General features: G+C 67.2%; 8 protein-coding genes. All 8 read right to left on the bottom strand.

Features of this window, described 5'->3' with window-relative positions; translation table 11 throughout:
- Positions 1 to 35: 35 nt before the first annotated feature.
- Entirely contained in the window at positions 36 to 2,012 is a 1,977-nt protein-coding gene (locus Q9R33_RS18615; RefSeq protein WP_311294676.1) for a hypothetical protein, read from the bottom strand.
- A 522-nt stretch (positions 2,013 to 2,534) separates the two neighbouring features.
- Positions 2,535 to 9,347, bottom strand: a complete 6,813-nt coding sequence (locus Q9R33_RS18610) for a SpaA isopeptide-forming pilin-related protein (RefSeq protein WP_311294675.1) — start codon at positions 9,345 to 9,347, stop codon at positions 2,535 to 2,537.
- Positions 9,348 to 9,792: 445 nt separating this feature from the next.
- On the bottom strand, positions 9,793 to 19,512 hold the full coding sequence (locus Q9R33_RS18605; RefSeq protein WP_311294674.1) for an LPXTG cell wall anchor domain-containing protein: 9,720 nt from the start codon (positions 19,510 to 19,512) through the stop codon (positions 9,793 to 9,795).
- A gap of 331 nt (positions 19,513 to 19,843) precedes the next feature.
- The gene (locus Q9R33_RS18600; protein WP_056371400.1) at positions 19,844 to 20,062 is read right to left on the bottom strand and encodes an Rv0909 family putative TA system antitoxin; all 219 of its coding nucleotides are present in this window, start codon (positions 20,060 to 20,062) and stop codon (positions 19,844 to 19,846) included.
- A 178-nt stretch (positions 20,063 to 20,240) separates the two neighbouring features.
- Complete coding sequence (gene tuf / locus Q9R33_RS18595) at positions 20,241 to 21,434, bottom strand: elongation factor Tu (RefSeq protein ID WP_056371402.1); 1,194 nt, start codon at positions 21,432 to 21,434, stop codon at positions 20,241 to 20,243.
- 158 nt (positions 21,435 to 21,592) lie between these two features.
- A complete protein-coding gene (gene fusA / locus Q9R33_RS18590) occupies positions 21,593 to 23,707 on the bottom strand; it encodes an elongation factor G (protein ID WP_056371404.1) in 2,115 nt (704 codons plus the stop codon).
- Positions 23,708 to 23,801: 94 nt separating this feature from the next.
- Complete coding sequence (gene rpsG, locus Q9R33_RS18585) at positions 23,802 to 24,272, bottom strand: 30S ribosomal protein S7 (RefSeq protein WP_056117669.1); 471 nt, start codon at positions 24,270 to 24,272, stop codon at positions 23,802 to 23,804.
- 5 nt (positions 24,273 to 24,277) lie between these two features.
- Positions 24,278 to 24,646, bottom strand: coding sequence for a 30S ribosomal protein S12 (gene rpsL / locus Q9R33_RS18580; protein WP_018171438.1), 369 nt, complete (start codon positions 24,644 to 24,646; stop codon positions 24,278 to 24,280).
- Between the last annotated feature and the right edge of the window lie 323 nt (positions 24,647 to 24,969).

Here is a 24,969-nt window from a genome sequence, read left to right as displayed (position 1 = left end):
GGCGCCACCGCCCTCTCTGCCTATCTATTGAGGCGTCACTCCGCGCTCGCCTGGCGGCGGCGGTAGGCCGCGAAGGCGACCGTCGCGATGCCGGCGAGGAGCACGGCACCACCCGCGACCGCGAACATCGGGCTGATGCCGCCACCCGTGACCGCGAGGGCCTCGGGGTCGGTCGACGCCGGCGTGCCGGTGGTCGGGGTCGACGGGTCGTCGCCACCGCCGACGGGCGGGTTCGCGCAGACCGCAGAGGCCTCCGGGTAGAAGACCTCGGTCGAGTACGACGGGTTCACCTCGAAGCGCACCGTCACACCCTTGCGGGTCCAGTCGTAGTTGCCGTCCGTCTTGACGTACTCACCGTTCACGAGCTCCCAGCCGGGCCACATCTTCGGCGCGACGTTCGAGGCACCGGGCCACAGCAGCGTGCCGCTGAGAGGCTGGTTGTCGGCCACGAAGTTCTCGCCGCCCTCGGTCGGGTTCACGAAGGTGATGGTGACGGGGTTGCCGTCCTCGGTCTCGAAGCCCTCGGGCAACGAGACCTCGTAGCCGAGGAACGGAACATCGCCGACACACACCGACTCGATCTCACCGGGAACCAGGTCGCAGGCCTCGCCGATCTCCTCGCTGGTGAGGTCACGGGTCTGGGTCTCCTCCGTCTTGGTGACGGTGGGCACCGCGGTCCCCTCGTCGTTGTAGGCGTAGGTCGTCGTGGTCTTCTCGCGCGTCTGCGTGACGGTCGTGTCTCCGCACACCCAGTCGCCGTCCTTCCACTCGGAGTGCTTCGGGTCCTCGACGGGCAGAGGGCATTCCTTCTTCTCCGCCGCCGTCATCGGGCGCTTCTCGTCCTTGGTCGTGGTCTCGGGCGTGCCGAGCACCCACTTCTCGCCGTTCCAGGCGAAGGGGGTGATCGTCGTGGTGGTGGTCGTGCTGACCGAGGTGCTGGTGCAGTCGTAGGTCGACGCCGGGGTGATCGTCTTCACCGGGTCAGGCTGACCCGGTCGGCAATCCTCGCTGGTGGGTGAGAGCTTCGTCAGACTCGGCACCTTCCACGTGATCTGAGCGCCCTCGGTGAAGACAGTGCGGTCCTTGGGGGCAGCGGTCCAGGTCGTCGAGCCGTCCTCGTTCTTCGTGGAGGTCCAGTTCGCGTCGTCGCTCGGGGTGACCGAGCCATCGGCCGCGCACGTCGGCGCGGTGTACGACAGCGAGGGGGTCACGACCGCCGGGGGCGCGTCCTCTTCGCCGCACTCAAGGTCGGGCCACGTGTCCGTCTCGTTCGTCTGGACGAAGGAGATCGTGTACGCGTCGGTCGGGATCAGCGCCGAGTACTTCCAGTTGATGACACCCGACTTCACCTCGGCCTTAGTGAGTGGCCGCGTCGATCCGTCGGAGAAGCGCAGGCCCAGCGTGTTCCAGCCACCCTGGATGTTCTGGTCCACGTAGGCGTTGACCTGCTTGGCCTTCGCGTAGCTGATGTTGATGTGGTCGCCGTTCTTCAGCGCCCGGTGGTAGTCGACGACGATCGCGGTGCAAGTGAGATCCTGCGACGGCGCCTCAGGCTGCGGGGTGTCGGGCGTCTTGCCCTTGCAGACGATCCAGTGGGACACGTCCGCCTGGTTGTTCTTGTTGGGCGGCGACGCGTACGCGACCCCCGCCTTCGGGTGCACGATCACGTTGTTGTAGTCGGATCCGCCCTTGATGACGAGCAGCTCCCAGTGATCGCCGTACCAGTCCTTGCCGTAGGCGTTCAGTGTGACGGTCTTGCCGCCGTCGGTGATCTTCCCGTGGCTCGTGCTCCCCTTGGCCGAGTAGCACACCGCGCCGTGGTCGGCATAAAGCTTGGCCCAGTAGTCCGTGTGGTTCGTCTCGGAGCTCCACGGCTCCAGCTTTCCGACCTCGCCCTTGAGCACCGGCTCGGTCGCCGTCGCGCCGGCGGTCACCAGAGGCGCCACCACGAGTGCGGCGGCGACCAGCGCCCCAGCGAGTGCTTTCCATGTTCGCTTGCGCAATGCAGGCACAGCGTTCCTCCCCTATTCGGCGCCGAGGCGCCGTCCCAGCGGCGCGCCGAGGCGCGCCGTTCATCCCAGCGGCACGCCGGAGCGCGCCGTACTTCCCAGCGACGCGCCGAAGCGCGCCGTACATCCCAGCGACGTGCGGGGGCACGTCGGTACTTCCGCGGTACGGGGGTACCGCGTTCCTTCGATGCGCGGGGGCGCACCATTCACCCGTCGGGGGAACGAGCGTCAGACCCTCACCCGGTTCGGGCCGAGGGGGATCCGGTTTCCGCGACCTTCCCGAAGGCCGCGGGACAGGCGGATGACCGCCCGTTCGTGCAGGCTATCGCGGCACGCCCCGATGAGCGAAATCGACGCGCGAAGGGATGCTGCGGGCCGAGGCATCCGTCCTCTCTCTTGTGCCGACGCACGAACGAGCCCCTCGCCTTTGGGGTGCGAGGGGCTCGTTCGTCCGGCACGAAGAGGCGGGCCGGAATCGGGTGAGAGAGCGGGCCTTGGGGCGGTCCCCCTCTCTCACACGGTCGGTCAGATGGTGGCCTTGACCTCTCCGCGCCGGCGGCGGGTGACGATCAGCATCGTCGTGCCTCCGAGCAGAGCGAGCAGGCCGAGGAGCACCAGGAGCGGCGGCAGCTCGCCACCGGTCGCCGGCAGCGCCGAGAGCAGGACGATGGCGTCGTCCGAGTCTCGACCCTTGTCATCCGGGTTTCCGAAGGTGTGGTAGTCGACGACCGCCACGTTGGTGATCGAGCTGGCCTTCGACCCTGGGTTCACCGTCGCGGCCAGGGTGATGGTCGGAGCCGCGGTGGCTCCTTCCGTCGCGCCCTGGGGCTGCAGCGGTCCGAACAGCTCACAGGTCAGCATTCCGCCGTAGCCGGCGCTGTTCTGGCCCGTGACCTCGCAGGAGGTCCAGTTCGGGAACACCGTGTCGTCACCCTTGCCGGTCCAGGTCACGTTCGTGATCTTGATGTCGGCGGGAATGGCGTCAGTGACGACCACGGCGTCGGCGGCGGAGTCGGCACTCTTGTTCTCCACGGCCAGGCTGTAGGTGAACGAGGCCCCCGGATCCGTCTTCTCCACGCTCGCCGTCTTCTCGATCTGGACGTCGGACTGACGAGCCTGCTCGCAGGCGGCCGTCGACTCCGGGTACTCGATGTCGAAGGCGATCGTCGGGTTGACCGAGAAGGTGACCGTACTCTGACCACGCCAGGCGAAGTCGAGCTCGCTCGGGTCGAGGATCAGACCGTTGAAGACGAAGAACCCCGCGTCCTCCGGTGCATACTCCAACCCGTCCTCGGGGTTGATGTAGCCGCCGTTGGGTCCGTAATCCGACGCCTCCAGAGCGCGCCAACCCGGGTAGTCCACCGCGACCGGCGGGTTGCCGACGAACTGGCTGCCCGGCCACTGCACCGTTCCGGTGACACCGGCAGGGTTCGAGAAGAACTCGTCGATGGACACACGGTGGCTGGGGTCCTGCGGATCCTCAGCCGTGACCCACTCGCCGCTCACCGGGAGCTGCGCCAGCGCGGACGAGACGCGGATGTCGTACACGAGCTGAGCCGTGTCGCTGACGCACGCGGTGTAGACCACGCCCGTCATCTCCCGCACCTCGATGGTGAGGTCATCGCAGTTCGGGGCGAACTCGCCGCCGTCGAACGGGCCCTCGATCTGGTCGGCCGCGGTGTCGACACATGCCTCGTTCTCGAGCTCGTCGAGCGGCTCGGGTGCCGTCGGCACCGGTGCGCCCGGATCGCTCGACGAGACCGCCGGCTGCGGGTTCAGCACGACCGTGATCGTGACCTCCACCGTCTCGCCGACGGCGATCGACGCGATCTCGAGGTCGAGGACGTCGTTCTCCTGCTCGCCGGCATTCTCGGTCCAGCCCGGTTCGAGACCCCAGTCGACACCCTCAGGCAGCGAGACCGACTGGATGTCCAGGCGGGCGTTGAAGTCCGCGTCACGGACGTGGACGTCAGTCGCCGTGCGGGTGCCGTGGTTCGTCACTTCGAGGATGTAGTCGAACGGAACTCCCGGCTCGACAGACTCGGAGCTCGCCGCCTTGACGATGCCGACGTCGTCGACGTGGATCGTGCCACAATCCGCGTCGGTGTCGGAGTCCTCGCCGACGGTGACCGTCGCCGAGTTCACGATTCCGATGCCGTCATCCTCAGGGCAGCTGTCCGCGGTCGTGGGCGCCTTGTCGATCACGACGTGCACGACCACGGTGTAGACCGCGTCGCTGTCGCTCTCGGCGTACGGCGGCAGCTCCGCACCGGTCGCGAGGTCGGCCGTCAAGCTCTCCTCGAGATCGAACTCCCCCTCGGTCGGACCGGTCCACGAGGCATCCAGGTAGCGGACACCGTCAGCCGGCTCGTCCAGCGTGTCGGTGAGGTCGTACTCGATGGGCACCACCACGCTGTTGTTGTGCACGGTGATCTTGTAGGTCACGTCCCACGTGCCATCGGGGCGCTGCACCGAGCTCACCGCCGTCTTGTCGAACTCAAAGCCCTGGTCGACGTGCGAGTTGACGATCGTGCAGACCACGTCCTCGCCCTTGTCCAGGCCTCGCAGACCGGCGACACCCGGCGAGCTGTTGCTCAGGGTCACCGCCCCGGCCTTGTCAGAGGTGCACGACCACAGACCGGCGCTGAACTCGTTCAGCCCGGGCACTTGGCCGACCACTGCCTCCGAGAGCCCGAACGGAACGTCCGCCGTGACGAGCGTCTTCGGCACATCGCCGCCGGCACTGGTCACCGTCGGGTTCGCTCCGACCGTCGGCGTCGCGCTGAGCTTCCAGTTGGTGTCTGCGACCACCGCCGGCGACACCACCTTCAGCAGTGTGATCGTCGGTCGCTCGGCGGTGTTGGTGAACTCGCACCAGACGGGCTCGTTCGGCATAGTGAACGAACCGCTGCGCGCGTCCGCAGCAAGCACGACCTCTTCATCGGCCGTCGTGCAGACCAGCGTGCTGGTGTAGTCGGATGCCGCACCCTTGAGCACGCTCACCGTCTCCTTCACCGTCACCTGGGCGCCGATGAGTCCCTCCGCCGTTGCCTCGTTCTCGACGTCGGTGAACGAACCCACCGAGCCGTTCGACGTGGACGTGGCGGTGTCGCTCGTCTGTGCGGTGATGTCGAGCTTCGCGGTGTCGCCCGCCTGGCCGTTCACCCACGTCTTGAGCAGGTGCACGGTCGCCGTCTGCGACTGGTTCACGAAGCGGCACCAGATGCCATCACCGGTCACCTTGAGAGTAAACGCCCGGCCGTCGGTGCCGACCGGCGTCTTCTCACCGCCGGTGCAGACCGAGGTCGACGCGTACACCCCGGCCCCTGTCACGACCTCCTTCATCGGGATGACGGCGCCGATGCGGACGTCAGCCTTCACGAAGTGCGTCGTGTCGTCGAAGTCCTTCGGCGACGCCTGCAGGTAGCTCGACACCGCGTCGAGGAGCGGCCCGCTCTCAGGCGTGATCGACAGCGTGGCGCTGTCGCCCGGGAGTGCGTCGATCCACCGCTTGCTCAGCACGACGGGGACCTTGATGGCGGTGTTGGTGAAGGTGCAGACCACGTTGGCGCCCGGCGCCACGAAGTCGAGCGCGCGCCCCGTGCCGGCGGCATCCACGCCCTCACAGGCGTAGGTGCTGGCGTACCGGCCGGTGTTCACCGCATCGTCGATCACCTCGGCGATGTGGACGGCCTCGCCGACCCGCACCGTCTTGGTCACGACGTTCGCGTCGAGCTCGTTAGGCGTCGCGGCAGACGAGACACCCTCGGTGACCCCGATCGACAGCTTCGCCGAGTCGCCTACGAACGCGTTGCTCCACTGCTTGGCGACGGTGATGTCGATCTTCTTCGCGGTGTTCGTGATCGTGCAGACCACGTCACCGGTGACGGTGATCTCACCGACCGTCCGGCCGTTGCCGCTCGTCTGGTTGTCGCACGACCAGGTCGAGTCGTAGCGTCCCTGGTTGTCGGCATCGGTGATGGTCTCCTTGAGGGTGACCTTCTCGCCGAGACGGACGCTCACCTGCGAGTACGTGTCGTCGATCCCGTCGGTGCCAGAGGCGACCGAGGTGTCGGAGTCCGTCGCAGCTCCCGTGATCGAGAGGTGCGCTTCATCGCCCTCGAAGGCGCCGACCCAGTTCTTCTTCAGCGTGACGACCGCCCGGCCGGCGGTGTTCGTGAACGTGCAGACCACGTTGGCGTCCGGAACGGTGAGACCGAAGGACTGCACCGCCCCCGTCGCGCCCGTCGTGCACTCGTACGCCGTCGAGTAGGAGCCGACTCCGGTCACCGATTCGGAGAGCGTCACAGCGTCACCGACGCGAACCTGCGTGGTGGCGGTGTGCCCGTTGTCGGTGAACGTGGGGCCGGACTGCGCGGTCACCGTCGACGTGTTCGTCGGCGTGCCGCCGTAGAGCTTGCCACCCTGGCCGGCGGCGATCGTCAGATCGGCCTTGTCCCCGGTGATCGCGTCGACCCACGCCTTCTTCAGCGTGACGTCGTGCTTGCGAGCCGTGTTCGTGAAGGTGCACGACACGTTCGGTCCCTCCGCGGCCGTGAACGTCGCCGTGCGCTGGTCGACGGAGAGCTGCTCTTCGACGGTCGTGCAGCCGGCTGTGGTGTCGTACGTCCCCTTGTTCTGACCGAGGGTCTCCTTCACCGTCACCGCCTCGCCGACGCGGACGGTCTTGACGACGACGTTCGGAATCGTCTGCGTTGCGGTTCCATCAGCCGTCGCGGTCGCAGCCTGCCCGTTGATCGAAAGAGATGCGGTGTCGCCCGCGAAGGCGTCCTTCCACACCTTGTTGACAGCGACATCGATGGTCTTCGCCGTGTTGGTCACGGTGCAGACCATGTTGCCGGTCACGGTGATCTGCGTGTCGTGCGCGCAGTCCCAGGTGGCGGTGTAGCGGCCGTCGTTCGACGTCGGCAGCTCCTCCGAGAGGGTGAGCTTGTCGCCGATGCGGACCACGACCTGCGCGAATTGCGACGAGGTGCCGTCGCCCTCAGGGGCCACCGCATCTGCTGTCGACGTCTTCGCGCCGTCGATCTTCAGCTTGGCGATGTCGCCCTCGAATGCGTTCACCCAGTTCTTCTTGAGGGTGACCGTCGCCTTGGCCGTCTCGTTCTTGAAGGTGCAGACCACGTTCTGGTCGGGCATGCGGTCGAGGGTGTAGGCGTACACCGTCGCGCCCGGCGTGACACTCACGGTCGGCGTGCACGAGAACGTGGTGGAGTACTGCCCGTTGCTCGGCGTGGTGAGGGCCTCGCCGAACTGCACCGTCTCCCCGACGCGTACCGTGGCCGTCGCGACGTTCACGCCGTCGAGCTGCGATCCGGCGGCGCCGGTCGCGGTGCTCTTCGCACCATCCGCGTCACCGGTCAGCGACAGCTGCGCCGAGTCGCCCTGGAAGGCGTCGACCCACTGCTTCTGCAGCTTCACCTCGCGTGTCTTCGCGGTGTTCGTGAACGTGCACTGCACTCCCGCCGCGGACGCGGGGTACTGCGGCACGGTTACCGAACCGCTCAGGTCGGTCTTGTCGGTGATGGTGGCGCCGACGCAGGTGAGAACCGAGCCGTAGAGGCCGCGGTTCTGCGCGCCCAGCACCTCCGAGAGGTCCAGCTTCGACCCCGGTGCAACACTCACAGAGACGACGGGACCATCCGTCGGCGCCGTCGACGTGGCGCTGTTCTGGGCCGCGCCCTTGATGAACAGCTGCGCCGTGTCGCCATCGAACGAGTTCACCCAGTCCTTGGTCAAGGTGACCGTTGCGAACGGGATGTTGATGAAAGCGCTCGTGATGGTCGGGTCGGCCGCGCCGTCCTTGATCTCGAACGTCCGGGCCGTCGGGTCGAGCACGTAGCCCTGCGGTGCCGCACTTTCGACCACCGAGTAGGTTCCGGTGGGGAGCCCTTCGACGGTGATCTGGCCGTTCGCGAGATTCGTGTCGCGCCCCGCATTGTCGGTCACCGTGATCGGCGCGTCGTCGAGGTTCCACGGATCCTGCGCAGCGTCACCTCCTGTGGCGGTGATCTTGAAGGTCGCCCCACTCAGGAGCGGGTTGTCCGCAGCGGCGCTGCGCTTCTCCCAGGAGACACTGCCGAGCTCGTTGGCGAAGGTCACCGTCTCGGACTCCGCCTCGCCGAGCGTCACAACCCGCGGATTGTTCGAAGTCGGCAGGAGGTACCCGGGGGGCGCCCCAGTCTCGGCGACCGTGTACTGCCCGGGCTCGATGCCCTCGATAACGATCTCGCCGTCGGCATTGGTGGTGCCGGTGAAGGTGCCCACGCCGTCGGTCGGGTCGGGCGAGACGGTGAACTCAGCACCGGCCAGCGGGTTGCCGTCGGTATCGGTCTTGAGGATCGTGAGCGTGGCACAGGTGGACGGAATGTTGATCGCGACCGGGTCGATCCAGTCAGCGAGCGACGACGTCTCGGAGGGCGACTGGCTAGAACGCACGTTCAGCACGCCGAAGTTGCCGCTGCAGTCCTCCTCGCCGAGCAGGGCGGTCAGATCGATCGCGGCTTCGGCGAAGATGCCGGCCTCGAGTTCCTCCGCGCCCGTGAGGCGGTTGATCGGGCCCTGATTGACCTGACCGACGAAGCCTGCGAGTGAACCCAGGGACTCCCAGCTGTCGCCGTCCCAGATGTCCGCGCCCACGAGAGAGAGGGTTGCGTTGCCGTTCTGCACGATCGTCAGGCGGAGATCCCCGGCTGTTCGGGTCGTCACCGGCCCGAAGTCGTTGTCTTCCTGGTTCAGCTCCACGTGGTAGGCCACCGAGCCCTCGTTCGTCTCGCGCTCGAAGCCGAGGTATGCGTACACGTGCCCGCCCACGGTCTGCGTGTACGCGTACACGTTGCCTATGTCCGTCTTCGATGAGCCCGATCCGCTGTTCAGCATCGTCTGCGCGGCACTCCAGGGCCAGTTCGCCTCAGACGCACCCTGGTCGAACTGCTCGGGATCGTCGAACCCGTCGCTTGCCACCGGCTGACCGCCGACGTTCGACCAATCCAGGGTTCCGTCGCCGTCGAGGCACAGGTTGCCGTCGATCTCGAAACCAGCGACAGGCGACCCCGCGGCCGGCCAGCCATCACAAGCAACCAGCGCCAAAGGTGCGGCATCGGGCTCGGCGAGGGGTGCAGCGAGCGCGGCGAACGGAGCGTCGCCTTCGGGCGCTGTCTCCTCAGGCACCGTGGCTTCGGGTGCTGCCGCGACGGGCTCTTCGACCGCGGGCTCCTCCGCGGCCGGTTCCTCCGCAGGCGGCGGGGGCGCAGCATCCGTCGATGTCGTGTCTGTCGTCGTCGCCTCTGTGGTGGCGGCGGGGTCGGGGGTGGTCACCTCCTCCGCCGATGCCGGGGACATCCCCGAGAACACAAGAGAACTCGCCACGATCGCGGCGAGGCCCCCCACGTACCAGCGGTTCTGGAGCGCGATTCGACGCTCCTCAGTCCGCTCCTGACGCATGCGGCGGCGCGGACCCTCAGACTTCGAGGCGCGCACGAAAGTACGACTGAACATCAACTTCACCCTTGGTCGAAACGACACAGGGTGCCCCAAGTAGAGGCCCCTCCCAGCACGTCACGACTCGCTGTGAGTTGATGAACCCCAGAACCCAGGGATCCCAAATCCCCGAGGTTCGGCTATCTCCCCAAACACGAGCCGAAACGTGTTCCCGCTGGCAAAGGTATGCCCGGCATCCGTGCGCGTCAAGTAACGCGTTGAAAACGGATGCCGGGCGGCTGGAGAGGACGGGCCCTTGGGGGATGCCCGCCCTCTCCAGGGATCACAGCGTCGGCTTGACCTCTCCGCGTCGGCGGCGCGAGACCGCGACCACGGCAGCGCCCGTGAGCATCACGACCAGGCCGAGCAGGATGATCGGCAGCATCGGGCTTCCACCCGTCGCCGGCAGCGACGACAGCAGCACGGTGGCGTCGTCCGAATCGCGGCCCGGGTCATCCGGGTCGCCGAACGTGTGGTAGTCCACCACCGCGATGTTGTTGATCGTGTTCGCCTTCGACGCCGGGTTCACCGTCGCCGAGAGCGTGATCCGCGGAGCGACCGATGTACCGCCGTTGTCGGAGTTGATCGGCTGCAGGGGTCCGAACAGCACGCACGTGAGCGTGCCGCCGTAGCCGGAGCCGTTCTGACCCGTCACCTCGCAGGACTGCCAGTTCGGGAACGTGTCGGCGTCGCCCTTGCCGGTCCAGTTCACCTCGGTGATCTTGATGTCGGCCGGGATCTGGTCGGTCACGACCACACCCTCGGCCGCGGCGTCGTCACTCACGTTCGCCACGTCGAGCGTGTAGCTGAACGACTTGCCCGGCTCGGTCTTCTCGACGCTCGCCGTCTTCTCGATCTGCACCTCGGTGTGGCGTGCGACGAAGCACTCGGGCGTCGCCGGCGGGTACGAGGTCGAGAACGTCTCGCTCGGGTTGACCGAGAGCGTGACCTCGGTGTTGCCGCGCCAGGCGAAGTCGAGCTCGCTCGGGTCGAGGATCAGGCCGTTGAAGATGAACTCGGCCTGCTGCGCCGGCGTCATGACGTTGCTCGTTCCCGGCAGGTAGTACTGCGTGGGGTTTGAGCCCGGCACGATGTCGGTCACCTCGATGGCGCGCCATCCGGGGTAGTCGATCGAGATGCCGGACGGCGTGAATGCCGCACCGGGCCACGAGATCTCGTCAGCCCACGTCAGGGTCCCGCCCGGCTGGGAGAGAGTGACGTTCGCAGGCGTCGTGGTCGGCTTGACGTCGGGGTTGACCGGCTCCCAGAAGAAGTCGATCGGTTCGGCGAGCAGCGTCTGCGACTTCGAGACCGACCACCCGAGGAACGGGGCGTCGCCCACGCACTTGGTGTAGACGATCACGGAGATGTCGCGGACCGGGATCTCGTTCGTGTCGCAGTTGTTCGACTCGACAGCGTCGATGTCGGCCTCGACACACGCCGTGTTGACGAACTCCTCGATCGCCGCCGGCGTTGCCGGCGGCTCGCCGGTGCCGACGTCGATCACATCCCCCTCGACCTCGGTGAACGTGACGTTCACCTTGATCGTCGCCGATGCCCCGACCGCGAGAGTCGGAGTGCTCACACTGAGCTCACCGTTCTCATCGACCAGGCTGGGCGAGTTGTCGTTGACCCAGCCCGCAGGCAGCTCGATGCCGGTGACTTCGAGACGGTCCGGGATCGGGTCCGTCACGACGACGTTCTTCGCGACTCGCGTGCCCAGGTTCGTCACCGTGAGCTCGTAGGTGAAGATGTCACCCGGCTCGACACTGCCCTCCTCGGGCAGGTTCGAGGCGGTCTTCTCGATCTTGACGTCGTCGTAGTGCACGACCTGGCAGCCGTCGTCGGACTTGACGTACTCGCCCGACGTGACCGTACCGACGTTCGGGATCAGGATGCCGCTGGACTCGGTGTCGCGGCACGCCTGCGGCGCGCCCGCCGGCGGCTCCGCGACCTCGACCGTCGCGAACACCCGGTACGTGTGCACCTTGTTCTCGGGAGTGAGCTCGCCGTCGTCCACGACCGTCCACGTGCCTGAGCCGTTCCACGTCGGGTTGGTCGGGTCGGGGGTGACGTCGGTCCACGCCTCGGCGTGCCAGTCACCGTCGAGCTCGACACCCGCCGGCAGCGCCGGGGCGTCCGTCAGGTCATAGGCCACCGATTCGGGCAGCGGGTCGGAGTCGGACACCGGGTAGCTCACCGTGACGATGTACTCGATGTCCCACGTCCCGTCACCGTTGTCGGTCGTCTGGCCGCCGTGCTTCTCGATCGTCGGGAAGACCGGCTCGGAGCAGGCGTCCACCGGCGTCTCGGAGCCACCCGACGTCAGCAGCGCGGTGTTGAGGAAGCCGCCGGCCTCCGGGCCCTCCCCGCTGATGCAGTCGGTGGTGCGACCGTCGATCGCCTCCTTTGTCACCGAGGCCACGACCGTCACCGTGTAGGTGTGGGTCTCACCTGCGTCGATCGTCCGGTCGTTCGCGAGCGTCTCGGTCGAATCGGGTCCCGCGAAGTCGTGCGACGTGCCGTCGAACTCCCACTCGGCGCTGCCGATGTTGATGTCGCCGCCGAAGTCGAGGGTGTCGGTGAGGTCGTACTCGGCCGACAAGCCCTTCGGGTTCTGCGGACCTTCACCGGCCAGCGTGACGTCGATCTCGTAGACGATGGTCCAGTCACCCGTCTCGGGGTCCTGGGTCGTCGACGTCACGGTCTTCGTCGGCACCGGGTAGACGCGCTCCTCCACCGGGATGCAGTCCTCCCCGGGGATCTCGATCTCACCGATCGACAGCACCGCGGTGTTGAAGAATCCGGTGCCCTCGCCCGCGCAGGCTGCGAGATCGGGGTCGAACGTGTCGGAGATGTCGACGAGCCACGCGATCGTGTACACGTGGGGCTCGTCCGTCGCGCCCAGCGGTGCGTCGGTCACGAAGTCCGTGCCCGCCGTCACCGGGATGGGGTCGCCCACCGGGTCGGTGTCGGTGCGCTGCGCCACACCCGAGATCACGTCGATCCCGGGAGCGAACTCCGGCGTGTCGGACAGCGAGTAGAACGTGTCATAACCGCTGCCGGTGACCCGGAGTTCGTATGTCACGAGCCACCTCGAGGCGTCGTCCTCGTCCTGTGCGGCCGAGACCCCGATCTTCTGGAACGTGGGCAGCTTCGGCTCGGAGCAGTCGTCGGCGGGGATCGCCTCGCCGTTCACCGTGACGGTCGCCACATTGAGGAAGCCGCCGGCCGACGGGCCCTCGTCGTCCTTGCAGACGAGGGTGTCGCCGCCCCACGCTTCCGCGTCGACGTTCGCGTGCGCCGTCACCGTGTAGGTGTCGACACCGGCCGCGTCGGCCTTCGGCGCAAGCACCTGGTCGGTCGCAAGAGTGGCACTCCAGGCCGGATCGGCGAAGTCGCCGGCTCCGGTAGGACCGGTCCACGAGGCATCCACGATCTCGATGTCGCCACCGAACTCGAGGGTGTCGTCGAGGCTGTACACGGCCGCCAGCGTGGTCGAGGAGTTCGTGACGACGACGTCGTACGTGATCTCCCACGTTCCGTCCTCGAGCTGCTTCGTGCCGGTCACCGTCTTGGCGATCTCGACCGTCGGGCGATCGATCTGCGCGCAGTCCTCACTGGTGTTCCCGCCGACGCCGTTGGTCACGGTCGACGAGTTCCAGATGCCGCCGCCTTCGTTCTCGCAGTCGAGGGCGGAGTCTTCGACGGATGCCGCGACCGATACCGTGCGCGACACCGTGTAGGTGTGCGTGGCACCGGTCGGGATCAGTCCCGTCGCGAACTGCACGACTCCGTCGCCATCCCACGCCGGGTTCAGCGTTCCCGAACCGCCGCCGGTGGCCACCGGCCCGGTCGCCGCCCACTCTCCGCCGCTCACGCCCGCAGGCAGGACGTCAGGAGTGTCGGTGATCGAGTACCAGAGGTCGACACCGGTGCCGTTGGTCACCGACACCTCGTAGCTGAGCGTCCACTTACCGGTCTCGGTGTTCTGGACCGACTCGAGCGCGGTCTTCTGCACCGTCGGCTTCGCCGGGATCGCGCAACCGCTGTCACTGTCGCTGCCTCCCGGGAACGTGACGGTCGCCACGTTGAAGAAGCCACCGCCGTTCTCGGTGCAGCGCAGGCCCGAGGGCGGAACCGGATCGATCTTCGATTTGGCCGTGACCACGTAGGTGTACACGTGGGCGTCCGCTCCCGTCGCATTCGCTGCGATCGGCACGTCGGTGGTGTCCGGCGAGCCTTCCCAGCCCTGCGTGAGGATCTCGAAGCTCGTTGCGTCGAACTGCGGCGCGTCGGTCAGCGTGTAGACGCTCGGGAGGGGGTTCGGGTTCGACACCGTCACCTCGTACTCGATCGCCCAGATGCCGTCGACACCCTGCGAGACGACGCCGTCCGACTTCTCGATCTGGACAGGCCGCGGGTTGACCGAGGTGCAGCCGTCGTCGTTCGTGGTGCTGACGCCGTTGGTCACCGTCGCCGTGTTGACGATCGCGACACCTGTCGCGGTGCCCTCACCGCAGGCATTCGCCACCGGGCTGAGCGTTCCCGTGATGGTGACCGTCGCCGTGATCGTGAACGTGTGCGTCGCACCATTCGCGATCGACTGCGCCGCGATGACGTTCGGCGTCGGCCATGCGGCCGAGGCGTTCGGCCCCGTCACCTTCCAGTTCGAGAGCGCAGTGCCCGCCGGCGCGGCCGGCGGCGTGTCGGTCAGCGAGTAGTACAGCGTCTTCCCGCTGGCGTTCGACACCGCGACCTCGTACGAAATCGTCCAGGTGCCGTCCTCGTTCGCGGTCGCCGGCTTGCCGGTCTTCACGATGGTCGGGGTTCCCGGAGTCGCGCAGCCGGTGTCGGTCGCGGTCCCGCCCGGGAACGTCACCGTCGCCCGGTTGAAGAAGCCGCCGCCGTTCGAGAGGTCGCACGTCAGCGAGGGGTTCTCGACCTGCGCGTTGCGGTTCACGACCATGCGGTACTTGAACGTGTGCGATGCGCCTGCCGCGATCGGCGTGTTCGGTGCCGGCACGGGCGGCTGGTCAGCCGTCGGAACCCATCCGCTGGAGGGGTCGGCAGTCCAGCCCGCGCCCGGCTGCGGGGTGTCGGTCAGGGTGTAGACCGTCGCCGTCGTCTGGCTCGAGTTCTGCACGGTGACGTCGTACAGGATCTCCCACTGGGTGAGCGAGATCTGCGTCACGACGCCTGCGTTCGACTTCACGACCGTCACCGGCGGGAGCACGATCGACACACAGCCCGTGGCATCCTTCACCACCTGGCCTGAGGTGACGGTCGCCTTGTTCTTGAGGCCCGCTTCAGCCGCGCAGTCGCCGATCGAGGTCGCCGACGTCGAGGGCACGAGCTTGCCCGTCACGGTGTACGCGTAGCTCGTGTTCGCGGGCAGCGTGCCCGTCCAGATCGTCGCCGATCCGGGTGCGTAGGGCGATGCCGCGGGAGCCGGCGCACTGCCGACCGCGGTGACCGTCCAGCTGTTCGGGTCGAGCGTCCAGCCGGCCGGAGCCGTGGGGAACGCGTCGCTCAGCGTGGCCTGCAGCGCCGTGGTGGCGCTGGGGTTGCCGACCGTGACCGTGTACTGGATGTTCCACGAGGCATCCGGGTTCTGCGATGCCGGGTTCGTCCCCACCTTGACGATCGTCGGGAACACCGGCTGGGCGCAGTCCTGCACCGTCGTCGGCTTGCCGTCGACCGTCAGCGTCGCGGTGTTGAGGAACGCGCGCTTCGGCTCGGTCGAAGTGCAGACCGAGGAGGTCGCGCCTGCCGCGCTCGGCGCGACATCGGCGATCACCGTCACCGTGTAGACGTGGGTCGCCAGCGGCTGGTTCACGTTCGTCTGCGGTGCGAGCGACCCGCTGGGCGCCAGCGTCGCAGTGCCGGCCGGCAGAGTGAAGGCACCGCTCGTGCCGTTCGGACCGGTCCAGCTCGCGGCCGAGGCCGTGATGCCGGCGCCGAGCTGCAGCGCGTCGGTGAGCGAATAGAAGAGCGTCGACGTGCGCGACTGGTTGGTCACGGTGATGTCGTACACGATCTGCCACTTGCCCGCGTCTGGGCCGGCAGCGATCTGCTGCGGCGAGCCGGCGCGCACCTTCTTGACGATGCCGCCTTCGGCCGGGATCGCGGTGTTCGTGATCTCACACGTCACGTTCTTGCCGACCACCGGAACCACGACGTCGTCGTCGACCGGGAACGCCACCCGCGGGTCGCTGCCCGTGATGTAGCAGCTCCAGTCGCCGGCGGTGTAGCCGGAGACGTTCTGGCTCTCGGAGAGGGTATATTCCGCTCCGGGCATGACCGCTCCGGATGCCGTTCCCTGGCCCGTCACAGACGGCTGGCCGTCGGCCGCCGCGGTGAGCGTCCACATGTCGGGCGTGGCTGAGCCGGCGCCGTTCTTGTTGTCGACGATCTTGACGAGGTTCAGCGTCGGCTTGATCGCGCGGTTGGTGAAGGTACAGGTCACGTTCGCGCCGTTGGCGACCGTCACCGTCTTGTCCTGCAGCGAGGTGCCGCCGGTCGAGCAGACGAGGTTCGTCCACTCGTAGCCGGTGATCTGGTTGATCTCGTTGAGCGTGTAGACGCCCGCCGGGACATCCTTCGTCTCGTTGTGGTTGAACGTCAGGGTCGCGTCCTGGCCGCGCTTGGCCGTGAGCTTCTGGTTCCAGTCGCTCGCGACAGCGGAGCCGCCGTTGCTGTCATCGACGACCTTGACGAGCGTGAGCTTGCCCGGCTTGTCGTCGTTGGTGAAGGTACACGTGACGTTGTCGCCCGGCTTGAGGGTCAGCGTCGGGCTGTCCTTGGTGGTGTTCGCGTAGCCCGTGCAGGAGAGCGTCGTCCAGTCGTAGCCCGCGATCACCGACTCCGAGAGCGTGTAGACGACGCCGGCCTTGACGTTCTGGTTCGAGACCGCCGGAGTGCCCGTCACGCCGCTGAGGCTCGGACCACCGGGGGTGTTCGCCTCGAGTGTCCATGCGGTGTTGGCCGCGGTGCCGCCGTTGTTGTTGACGACCTCCTTGACGAGGGTCAGCTTCGGCGCCACGTCGTCGTTGACGAAGCGGTACACCGGCGTGTCGAGGCCGGCGACCTGGACCATCCAGTTGCCCTGGCCGTTCTGGCGCGGGTACCCGTTCGGGTCGGCGCTGGCCACGACATCGACCCACGACCCGTTCACCAGCTGCTGCAGCTTCTGGAACTGGTAGCCCGCCACGCTCGACTCGGTCAGCGTGTAGGTGTGACGCGGGCGCACCTGGAAGGTGCTTTCGGCGACCGGCGTCTCAGAACCGTCCACCGTGGTCGCTGACAGCCCGGCGAGGATCGCCGGCGTTCCGGTCAGCTTCCAGCCGTCGGCCTCCGCCGAACCGCCGTTGTCGTTGACGACGTGCTTGAGCAGCGTCAGCGAAGCGGTCTGGTTCACCAGCGTGCATCGCACGTTGTAGCCGAGCGGCACGTTGACACCGCCGTTGATGCCGTCCGAGTAGCCGCTTCCCTGCACCGGGTTGCCGTTGCCGTCGACCTGGATACAGGTGGCCGAACCGCTCGAGAGCGGGTTCGACTGCAGGTTCGTGCGGTTGTCGGTCTGCGCGTACAGCGGGCTGCCGTTCGTCTCGAACAGCTGGTAGCGGGCGTCCGGCGTGACGTCGTGCTTGACGCCGGTGGTGCCGGGCGCGAAGGCGATCGGCGCGGGGACGTCGGTGCTCTGCGCGTTGAGGGTCCACGACGACGCCTGAGCGTTGCCGCCCTGCACCTGCTTGACGAGGGTCAGCGTGCTGCGGCAGGTCACGTTGTTGGTGATCGTCGCGGTGTTGTGCTCCTGGCTCAGCGCGACCTGATAGCCCGAGCCCAACGCGGTGTTCATCGACGCGCCGTTGACCTCGGTCACGCGGGCGTCGTTGGTGCACAGCTGCGGATCGATCAGCCCGACCGTCTCGGTGAGGGTCGTCGAGTTGCCCTGCGTGTAGCCGCCGCGGGTGACTCCCCAGCCCTGCGGGGTGGCGGTGGCGTTGCCGGGACCCGTGAGGCTCAGCTGCGAGGTCAGCCCACCGGGCTGCGCGCCGTTCGCGTATGCGGTGCCGTTGACGACCCACTTCTTTGTGACCGTGATGTCGGCCTCGGGGCTCGGTGCCCGGTTGTAGACGATGCAGTTGACAGCCTCCGTGCTGGGCACGTTCACAGAGAAGCCCAGCGCGCCCTGGTTGGTCACCGCCACGGCTGCGTTCGTGTTGAGGTTCTTGCAGACGGCGTTCGCCCCGTTCACCTGGGTCAGGGTGAAGCCGGTCTGCTGCGTCTCTGTGACCGTGATGTTGCCCTGCGTGATCCCACCGCCGAAGTTCAGCGGGTAGGTCACGGTGCCGGTGCCGTCGGCGGTCGTGGTGCGGTTCGCCGTGGGCGTGGTCACACCCGCGGTGTTCGAGACACCGGCGAACTGCCAGCCGGCGCCCGCGGGAGTGGCGCCCGCGATCGAGCCCGCCGGAGCGGTGTTCGGAACGATCTGCTTGGTGACCGTGAGGTTGCCCTGGCAGTTGCCGAGCGCGAGGTTGCGGAGCGCCGCGCCGACGGCGCTGTAATCGGCCGTCTGGTAGTAGTCCGCGACGGCGCCGTTGCTGCCGGTGTACGCGGTCGGGCCGGAGATGGCGCGGATGTTCAGCGCGTTGTTCGCGCCCGTCGCACCGGCGCCGACGCCGAACGCAAGGACGCGGGTGCCTGCGGCCTTGAGCGCGTTGGCCGAGAAGACGCCGTTCTCGGTCTCACGGAAGCGGTTGTCGCTGCCGCTGCCCTGATACGGCTGGTTGTAGGTGGTCGGGTTGCCGTCGGTGATGATCACTGCGACATCGAACTTGTTGGCGCCGGTGTTCGACGAGGCCGCGATGCCGAGGCCGCGGTCCCAGTTCGTGCCGCCGGACGACGTCCAGCCCGAGTACCGGTTCTTGAAGGTCGTCCCCTGGCCGGCAGTCGAGACCGACACGAGGTCGGGGTAATTCTGCGAGGCACCGGCACCCGGCGTCTGCCACGAGAACGAGAACAGCGACATGCGCGACGGCGTTCCCTGCAGCGCGTCGACGAAGGTGTTGGCAGCCTGCTTGAGGTTCGGGAGCGCGTCGCCGACCGAGCCCGAGATGTCGAGGATCAGCGCGACGTCCAGACCACACGCCGGGGCGAGCGTGGGGTTGTTGCGCGACTGCTGCCAGATGCCGCCCGATGCGTTGTCCGCGTCGCCGGAAGCCAGCATGAAGTCGTTCGCGTTCTGCGACGAGTAGGTGTTGCCCGCGCGCAGCAGCGAGCCGGTGCGGAACTGGTAGGTCAACTGCGAACCGGCGCCACTCGCTCCGCCGACGCGAAGCACGGGGTTCATGTAGTAGCCGGACGGGACGCTCGACTGGACGACCCAGTAGCGGGCGTCGCGGTTCGCGCCGTTGTTGCCCGTGTTGGGCACGACGAACGAACAGTCGCCGTCGGCGTCGGAGGTGCACTTGGCCCATCCGTCAGCCGTGCCGGCGACGCCGTCGGGACGGGTCCCGCTCGGCGAGTTCACCCCCGTGTTGAGCAGCAGCACGACGCCCATGAGGTTCGTCACGCCGGTGATCCCGGTGCGGTCGGATCCGACCTTCACCGTGATCACGGCCTGGCCGGCACCCGGCTCAGGCACCGAGAGGACGCCGACGCCGGCGTCCTCGGTCGACGGCGCCACGCGCGACTGCGACTGGTCGGTCTTCGACTCGTCGCTCTGCGTCTCATCCGCCGGCGGCTCGGTCGACTCCTCCGACGGCGCCGGAGCGGGCTCCGCGGGCGCGGGTTCGGCCGGGGCGGGCGCCGGGTCGGACGGTGCCGGCTCAGCCGGCGTCTCCTCGGCAGGAGGAGTCGATTCCTCCGGAGGAGTCGTCGCCTCGGTCGACGGCGTGGGCGTCGGAACGACCTCCGCGATCGCCGGAGTGACCCCCGTGAAGATCAGCGCGCCCGACAGCAGCGTCGCGATGCCACCGGCGTACCACCGGTGCCTCATCGTCAGCTTGCGGTCGCGCTCACGCGCCTCCCGAAGCCTCCGCCGCACTCCCGAGCGTGCCGAACCGTCAATTCCCCAGTGCCCAGACATCAAGGTTTCCCCTTCTCGCTGATGTCAGCTCAAGGGGACCCCGAATTTCCCGGTCGGACTCCCCAAGTGTGCGTTCCCATCCGGTGTTAACTCCCCAGTCGCACCGGACGCACGTAGCCCACGGTCAAGCTATCGGCGCTTCGGGCGGGACGTCAAGTCTCAATGTTCGCGCGCCGATCACGATCGCCTCAGGAAACACGAAGCGGCCCGGGTCTCCCCGGGCCGCTTCTCGATGATTCCGCTACTGGTTGCCGACTGCTCCGTCGACGTTCCCGCGGACGTCGTCGACCGTGTCGTGGTGCTCCTCCGGCACGACCTTCTTGGCGAGACCTGAGGCGCCGTCGAGCACCTTGTCGCTGATGTCCTCGGCCTGTTCGGACTTGAGGAACTCGCCGATCTTGTCCTTGTTCTGCTCGTACAGGCCCTTGCCCTGGTTGACGAGGTCGTCGAAACCGCCCATGCTCACTCCTTCGCGCACCCCCCGGCGAGGCGCCCAGACCCATCCTGTCGGGACGGATGCTGCGACGGAACCCCTTTGCGCACGATCAGTCGCGTGCGCATCTCAGACGCCCCGCAGACGCGGAGAAGCCCCCGGGATCACTCCCGGGGGCTTCTCGCAGCAGTTGCGCCGAAGAACCTTACTTGAGGATCTTCGTGACCGTGCCGGCGCCGACGGTGCGGCCACCCTCACGGATGGCGTAGCCGAGGCCCTCCTCCATGGCGATCGGCTGGATCAGCTCGACCGTCATGTCGGTGGTGTCGCCGGGCATGACCATCTCGGTGCCCTCGGGCAGCGTGATGACGCCGGTGACGTCGGTGGTGCGGAAGTAGAACTGCGGACGGTAGTTCGTGAAGAACGGGTTGTGACGGCCGCCCTCCTCCTTGGACAGGATGTACGCCGTGCCCTCGAAGTTGGTGTGCGGGGTGACCGAACCGGGCTTCACGACGACCTGGCCGCGCTCGACGTCGTCACGCTTGGTGCCGCGCAGGAGCAGACCGCAGTTCTCGCCGGCCCAGGCCTCGTCGAGCTGCTTGTGGAACATCTCGATACCGGTGACGATCGTCTTCTGCGTCGGGCGCAGACCCACGATCTCGACCTCGGAGTTGATGGCCAGCGTGCCACGCTCGGCGCGGCCCGTGACGACCGTGCCACGGCCGGTGATGGTGAAGACGTCCTCGATGGGCATGAGGAACGGCTTGTCCTTGTCACGCACCGGGTCGGGGATCGACTCGTCGACCGCCTCCATGAGCTCGAGGATCTTCGCGGTCCACTCGGCGTCGCCCTCGAGAGCCTTGAGGCCCGAGACGCGGACGACCGGAGCGTTGTCACCGTCGAAGTCCTGCGACGAGAGGAGCTCGCGAACCTCGAGCTCGACGAGCTCCAGGATCTCCTCGTCGTCGACCATGTCCGACTTGTTCAGCGCGACGAGCAGGTAGGGCACGCCGACCTGCTTGGCGAGCAGCACGTGCTCACGCGTCTGAGCCATCGGGCCGTCGGTGGCGGCGACCACGAGGATCGCGCCGTCCATCTGAGCGGCACCGGTGATCATGTTCTTGATGTAGTCGGCGTGACCCGGGGCGTCGACGTGGGCGTAGTGACGCTTCGGGGTCTCGTACTCGACGTGCGAGATGTTGATCGTGATACCGCGCTGACGCTCCTCGGGAGCCGAGTCGATCGACGCGAAGTCGCGCTGCACGTTGGTGGCCGACGGGTACGTGTCGGCGAGCACCTTCGAGATTGCGGCGGTGAGCGTGGTCTTGCCGTGGTCGACGTGACCGATCGTTCCGATGTTCACGTGCGGCTTGGTGCGCTCGAACTTGGCCTTAGCCACTGGGTCCTCCTCAGGACGTTCGTGTAGAGGTTCCGGGCGCTGGTGTGCGCCGGTCGTCTACGGGGATATCTCCACCTTAGTAGAGACGGTTCTGTTGATTCTGTGTGAAGTTGTGCCGTCGGGATGCCGCGTCACCGAGGCATCCCGACGGAAAAGGGTTACTCGCCCTTGACCTTCTGGACGATCTCGTCGGCCACGTTGCGAGGAACCTCGGCGTAGCTGTCGAACTCCATCGAGTACACGGCGCGGCCCGAGGTCTTCGAGCGCAGGTCGCCGATGTATCCGAACATCTCGGACAGCGGGACCAGCGCGCGGACGACCTTGACGCCCTGGGCGTCCTCCATCGACTGGATCTGGCCACGACGCGAGTTCAGGTCGCCGATGACGTCGCCCATGTACTCCTCAGGAGTACGCACCTCGACCGCCATGAGCGGCTCGAGGATGACGGGGTTCGCCTTGCGGACGGCCTCCTTGAAGCCCATGGAGCCCGCGATCTTGAACGCCATCTCGGAGGAGTCGACGTCGTGCGACGCGCCGTCCATGAGGATGGCCTTCACGCCCACCATGGGGTAGCCGGCGAGCACGCCGACGTTCATGGCGTCCTGGAAGCCCTGGTTGGTCGGCTCGATGTACTCGCGCGGGATGCGGCCACCGGTGACCTTGTTCTCGAACTCGTACGTCTTGTCGGCCGTGACCTCGAGGGGCTCGAGCGCGAACTGGATCTTCGCGAACTGACCCGAACCACCGGTCTGCTTCTTGTGCGTGTAGTCGTGACGCTCGACGGTCTTCTTGATCGTCTCGCGGTACGCGACCTGGGGCTTTCCGACGTTGGCCTCGACCTTGAACTCGCGCTTCATGCGGTCCACGAGGATGTCGAGGTGAAGCTCGCCCATGCCCTTGATGACCGTCTGGCCGGTCTCGGCGTTCTGCTCGACGCGGAACGTCGGGTCCTCTTCGGCGAGCTTCTGGATCGCGAGACCCAGCTTCTCCTGGTCGGCCTTGGTCTTCGGCTCGATGGCGACCTCGATGACCGGCTCCGGGAACGTCATCGACTCGAGGACGACCTGGTTGGCGCTGTCGGACAGGGTGTCACCGGTGGTGGTGTCCTTCAGGCCGATGACCGCGTAGATGTGACCGGCGGTGACCGAGTCGACCGGCATCTCCTTGTTGGCGTGCATCTGGAAGATCTTCCCGATGCGCTCCTTCTTGCCCTTGGTCGCGTTGACGACCTGGGCACCCGAGTCGAGGTGACCCGAGTAGACGCGGATGTAGGTGAGGCGACCGAAGAAGGGGTGCGTGACGATCTTGAACGCGAGCGCCGCGAACGGCTCGTCGCGGTCGGCGTGACGCTCGATGATGACCTCTTCGTCCTTCGGGTCCTTCGCCTCGATGGCGGGGACGTCGAGGGGCGACGGCAGGTAGTCCACGACGGCGTCGAGCATCGGCTGCACGCCGCGGTTCTTGAACGCCGAGCCGCAGAGCACGGGGTAGAGCTCCGAGGCGATGGTGAGCTTGCGGATCGCGGCCTTGATCTCGGCGACCGTGAGCTCCTCGCCGCCGAAGTGCTTCTCGAGAAGCTCCTCGTCGGACTCGGCGACCGTCTCGAGAAGGATCTCGCGGTACTCCGCGGCCTTGTCGGCGAGGTCGGCCGGGATCTCCTGGATCTCGTACTTGGCGCCCATGGTCACGTCGCCCTTGGCGTCGCCGGGCCACACCAGTGCACGCATCTCGACGAGGTCGATGACGCCCACGAAGTCGCTCTCCGAGCCGATGGGCAGCTGGAGCACGAGCGGCTTGGCCTTCAGGCGGTTGACGATGGTGTCGACCGTGAAGTAGAAGTCGGCGCCCAGCTTGTCCATCTTGTTGACGAAGCAGATGCGGGGCACGTCGTACTTGTCCGCCTGACGCCAGACGGTCTCGGACTGGGGCTCGACGCCCTCCTTGCCGTCGAAGACGGCGACCGCGCCGTCGAGGACGCGCAGCGACCGCTCGACCTCGACCGTGAAGTCGACGTGGCCGGGCGTGTCGATGATGTTGATCTGGTTCTTGTTCCAGAAGCACGTGACGGCGGCCGACGTGATCGTGATGCCGCGCTCCTGCTCCTGCTCCATCCAGTCGGTGGTGGCAGCGCCGTCGTGCGTCTCGCCGATCTTGTGGTTGACGCCCGTGTAGAACAGGATGCGCTCGGTCGTCGTCGTCTTGCCGGCATCGATGTGCGCCATGATGCCGATGTTGCGGACCTTGTTGAGGTCGGTGAGCACTTCTTGTGCCACGGGGTGTCCTTAGCTGTTGAAGGTGGTTCTGGGCGGGCGGCCCTTCGACAGGCTCAGGGACCGGCGAACCGGTCTCTGAGCCTGTCGAAGCGGCTTACCAGCGGTAGTGCGCGAAGGCGCGGTTCGACTCGGCCATCTTGTGGGTGTCTTCGCGGCGCTTGACCGCGGCACCGAGGCCGTTCGAGGCGTCCAGGATCTCGTTCTGGAGGCGCTCGGTCATCGTCTTCTCACGGCGACCCTTGGCGTAGCTCACGAGCCAGCGGAGGGCGAGCGTGTTGGCGCGGTGAGGCTTGACCTCGACCGGCACCTGGTAGGTCGAGCCACCGACGCGGCGGCTCTTGACCTCGAGGGTGGGGCGCACGTTGTCGAGCGCCTTCTTGAGCGTGGCGACGGCGTCCTGGCCGTTCTTCGCCTCGACACCCTTGAGGGCGGTGTACACGATCGACTCGGCGAGCGACTTCTTGCCGTCGACGAGGATCTTGTTGACGAGCTGGCTGACGATCGGAGCGCCGTAGACCGGGTCGTTGACGACGGGGCGCTTCGGGGCGGGTCCCTTACGAGGCATCTTTCTCAGCCCTTCTTCGCGCCGTAGCGGCTGCGAGCCTGCTTACGGTTCTTGACTGCCTGGGTGTCGAGCGCACCGCGGACGATCTTGTAGCGGACACCGGGGAGGTCCTTCACACGACCGCCGCGGACGAGCACGAGCGAGTGCTCCTGCAGGTTGTGGCCCTCGCCGGGGATGTACGCGGTGACCTCGGTGCCGTTGCGCAGCTTGACACGGGCGACCTTGCGCATCGCCGAGTTCGGCTTCTTCGGGGTGGTGGTGTACACACGGGTGCAGACACCCGCCTGCTGCGGGTTCGCCTTGAGCGCCGGCGCCTTGGTCTTCGAGACCTTGGGCGAGCGACCCTTGCGAACCAACTGCTGAATGGTTGGCACGTTCTCTCCTTGTTGTGCTGCACGGTGACAGCGTCGTGGTCTCCCCCGCGGCATCCGGATCTTGCGATTCGTGACGCTGCGGGCTCACGCGGACCCACCGACGCGCCAGAATGACTGACACGCTTTTCGTTGGTGGGTATGCCGTGGGGGTGGCCTGTTCGCAGGCCGTTCCCTGAGATGCGGCGCTCGCACCGGTTCCCGTACCGAGGCACGGTCGACGGCGCGCGTGAGCGCACACCCGCTCTATGATACGTGGGTTTCGGGGGTCGGGCAAACGCGGAAGCACGTTGTGGCCCCAACCGGTCGACGACACGCCGCAGCAC

The sequence above is a fragment of the Microbacterium sp. PRC9 genome, from assembly GCF_031844125.1.
In the GTDB taxonomy this organism is placed as follows: domain Bacteria; phylum Actinomycetota; class Actinomycetes; order Actinomycetales; family Microbacteriaceae; genus Microbacterium.
This window is presented reverse-complemented; position numbering and strand designations above follow the sequence as displayed.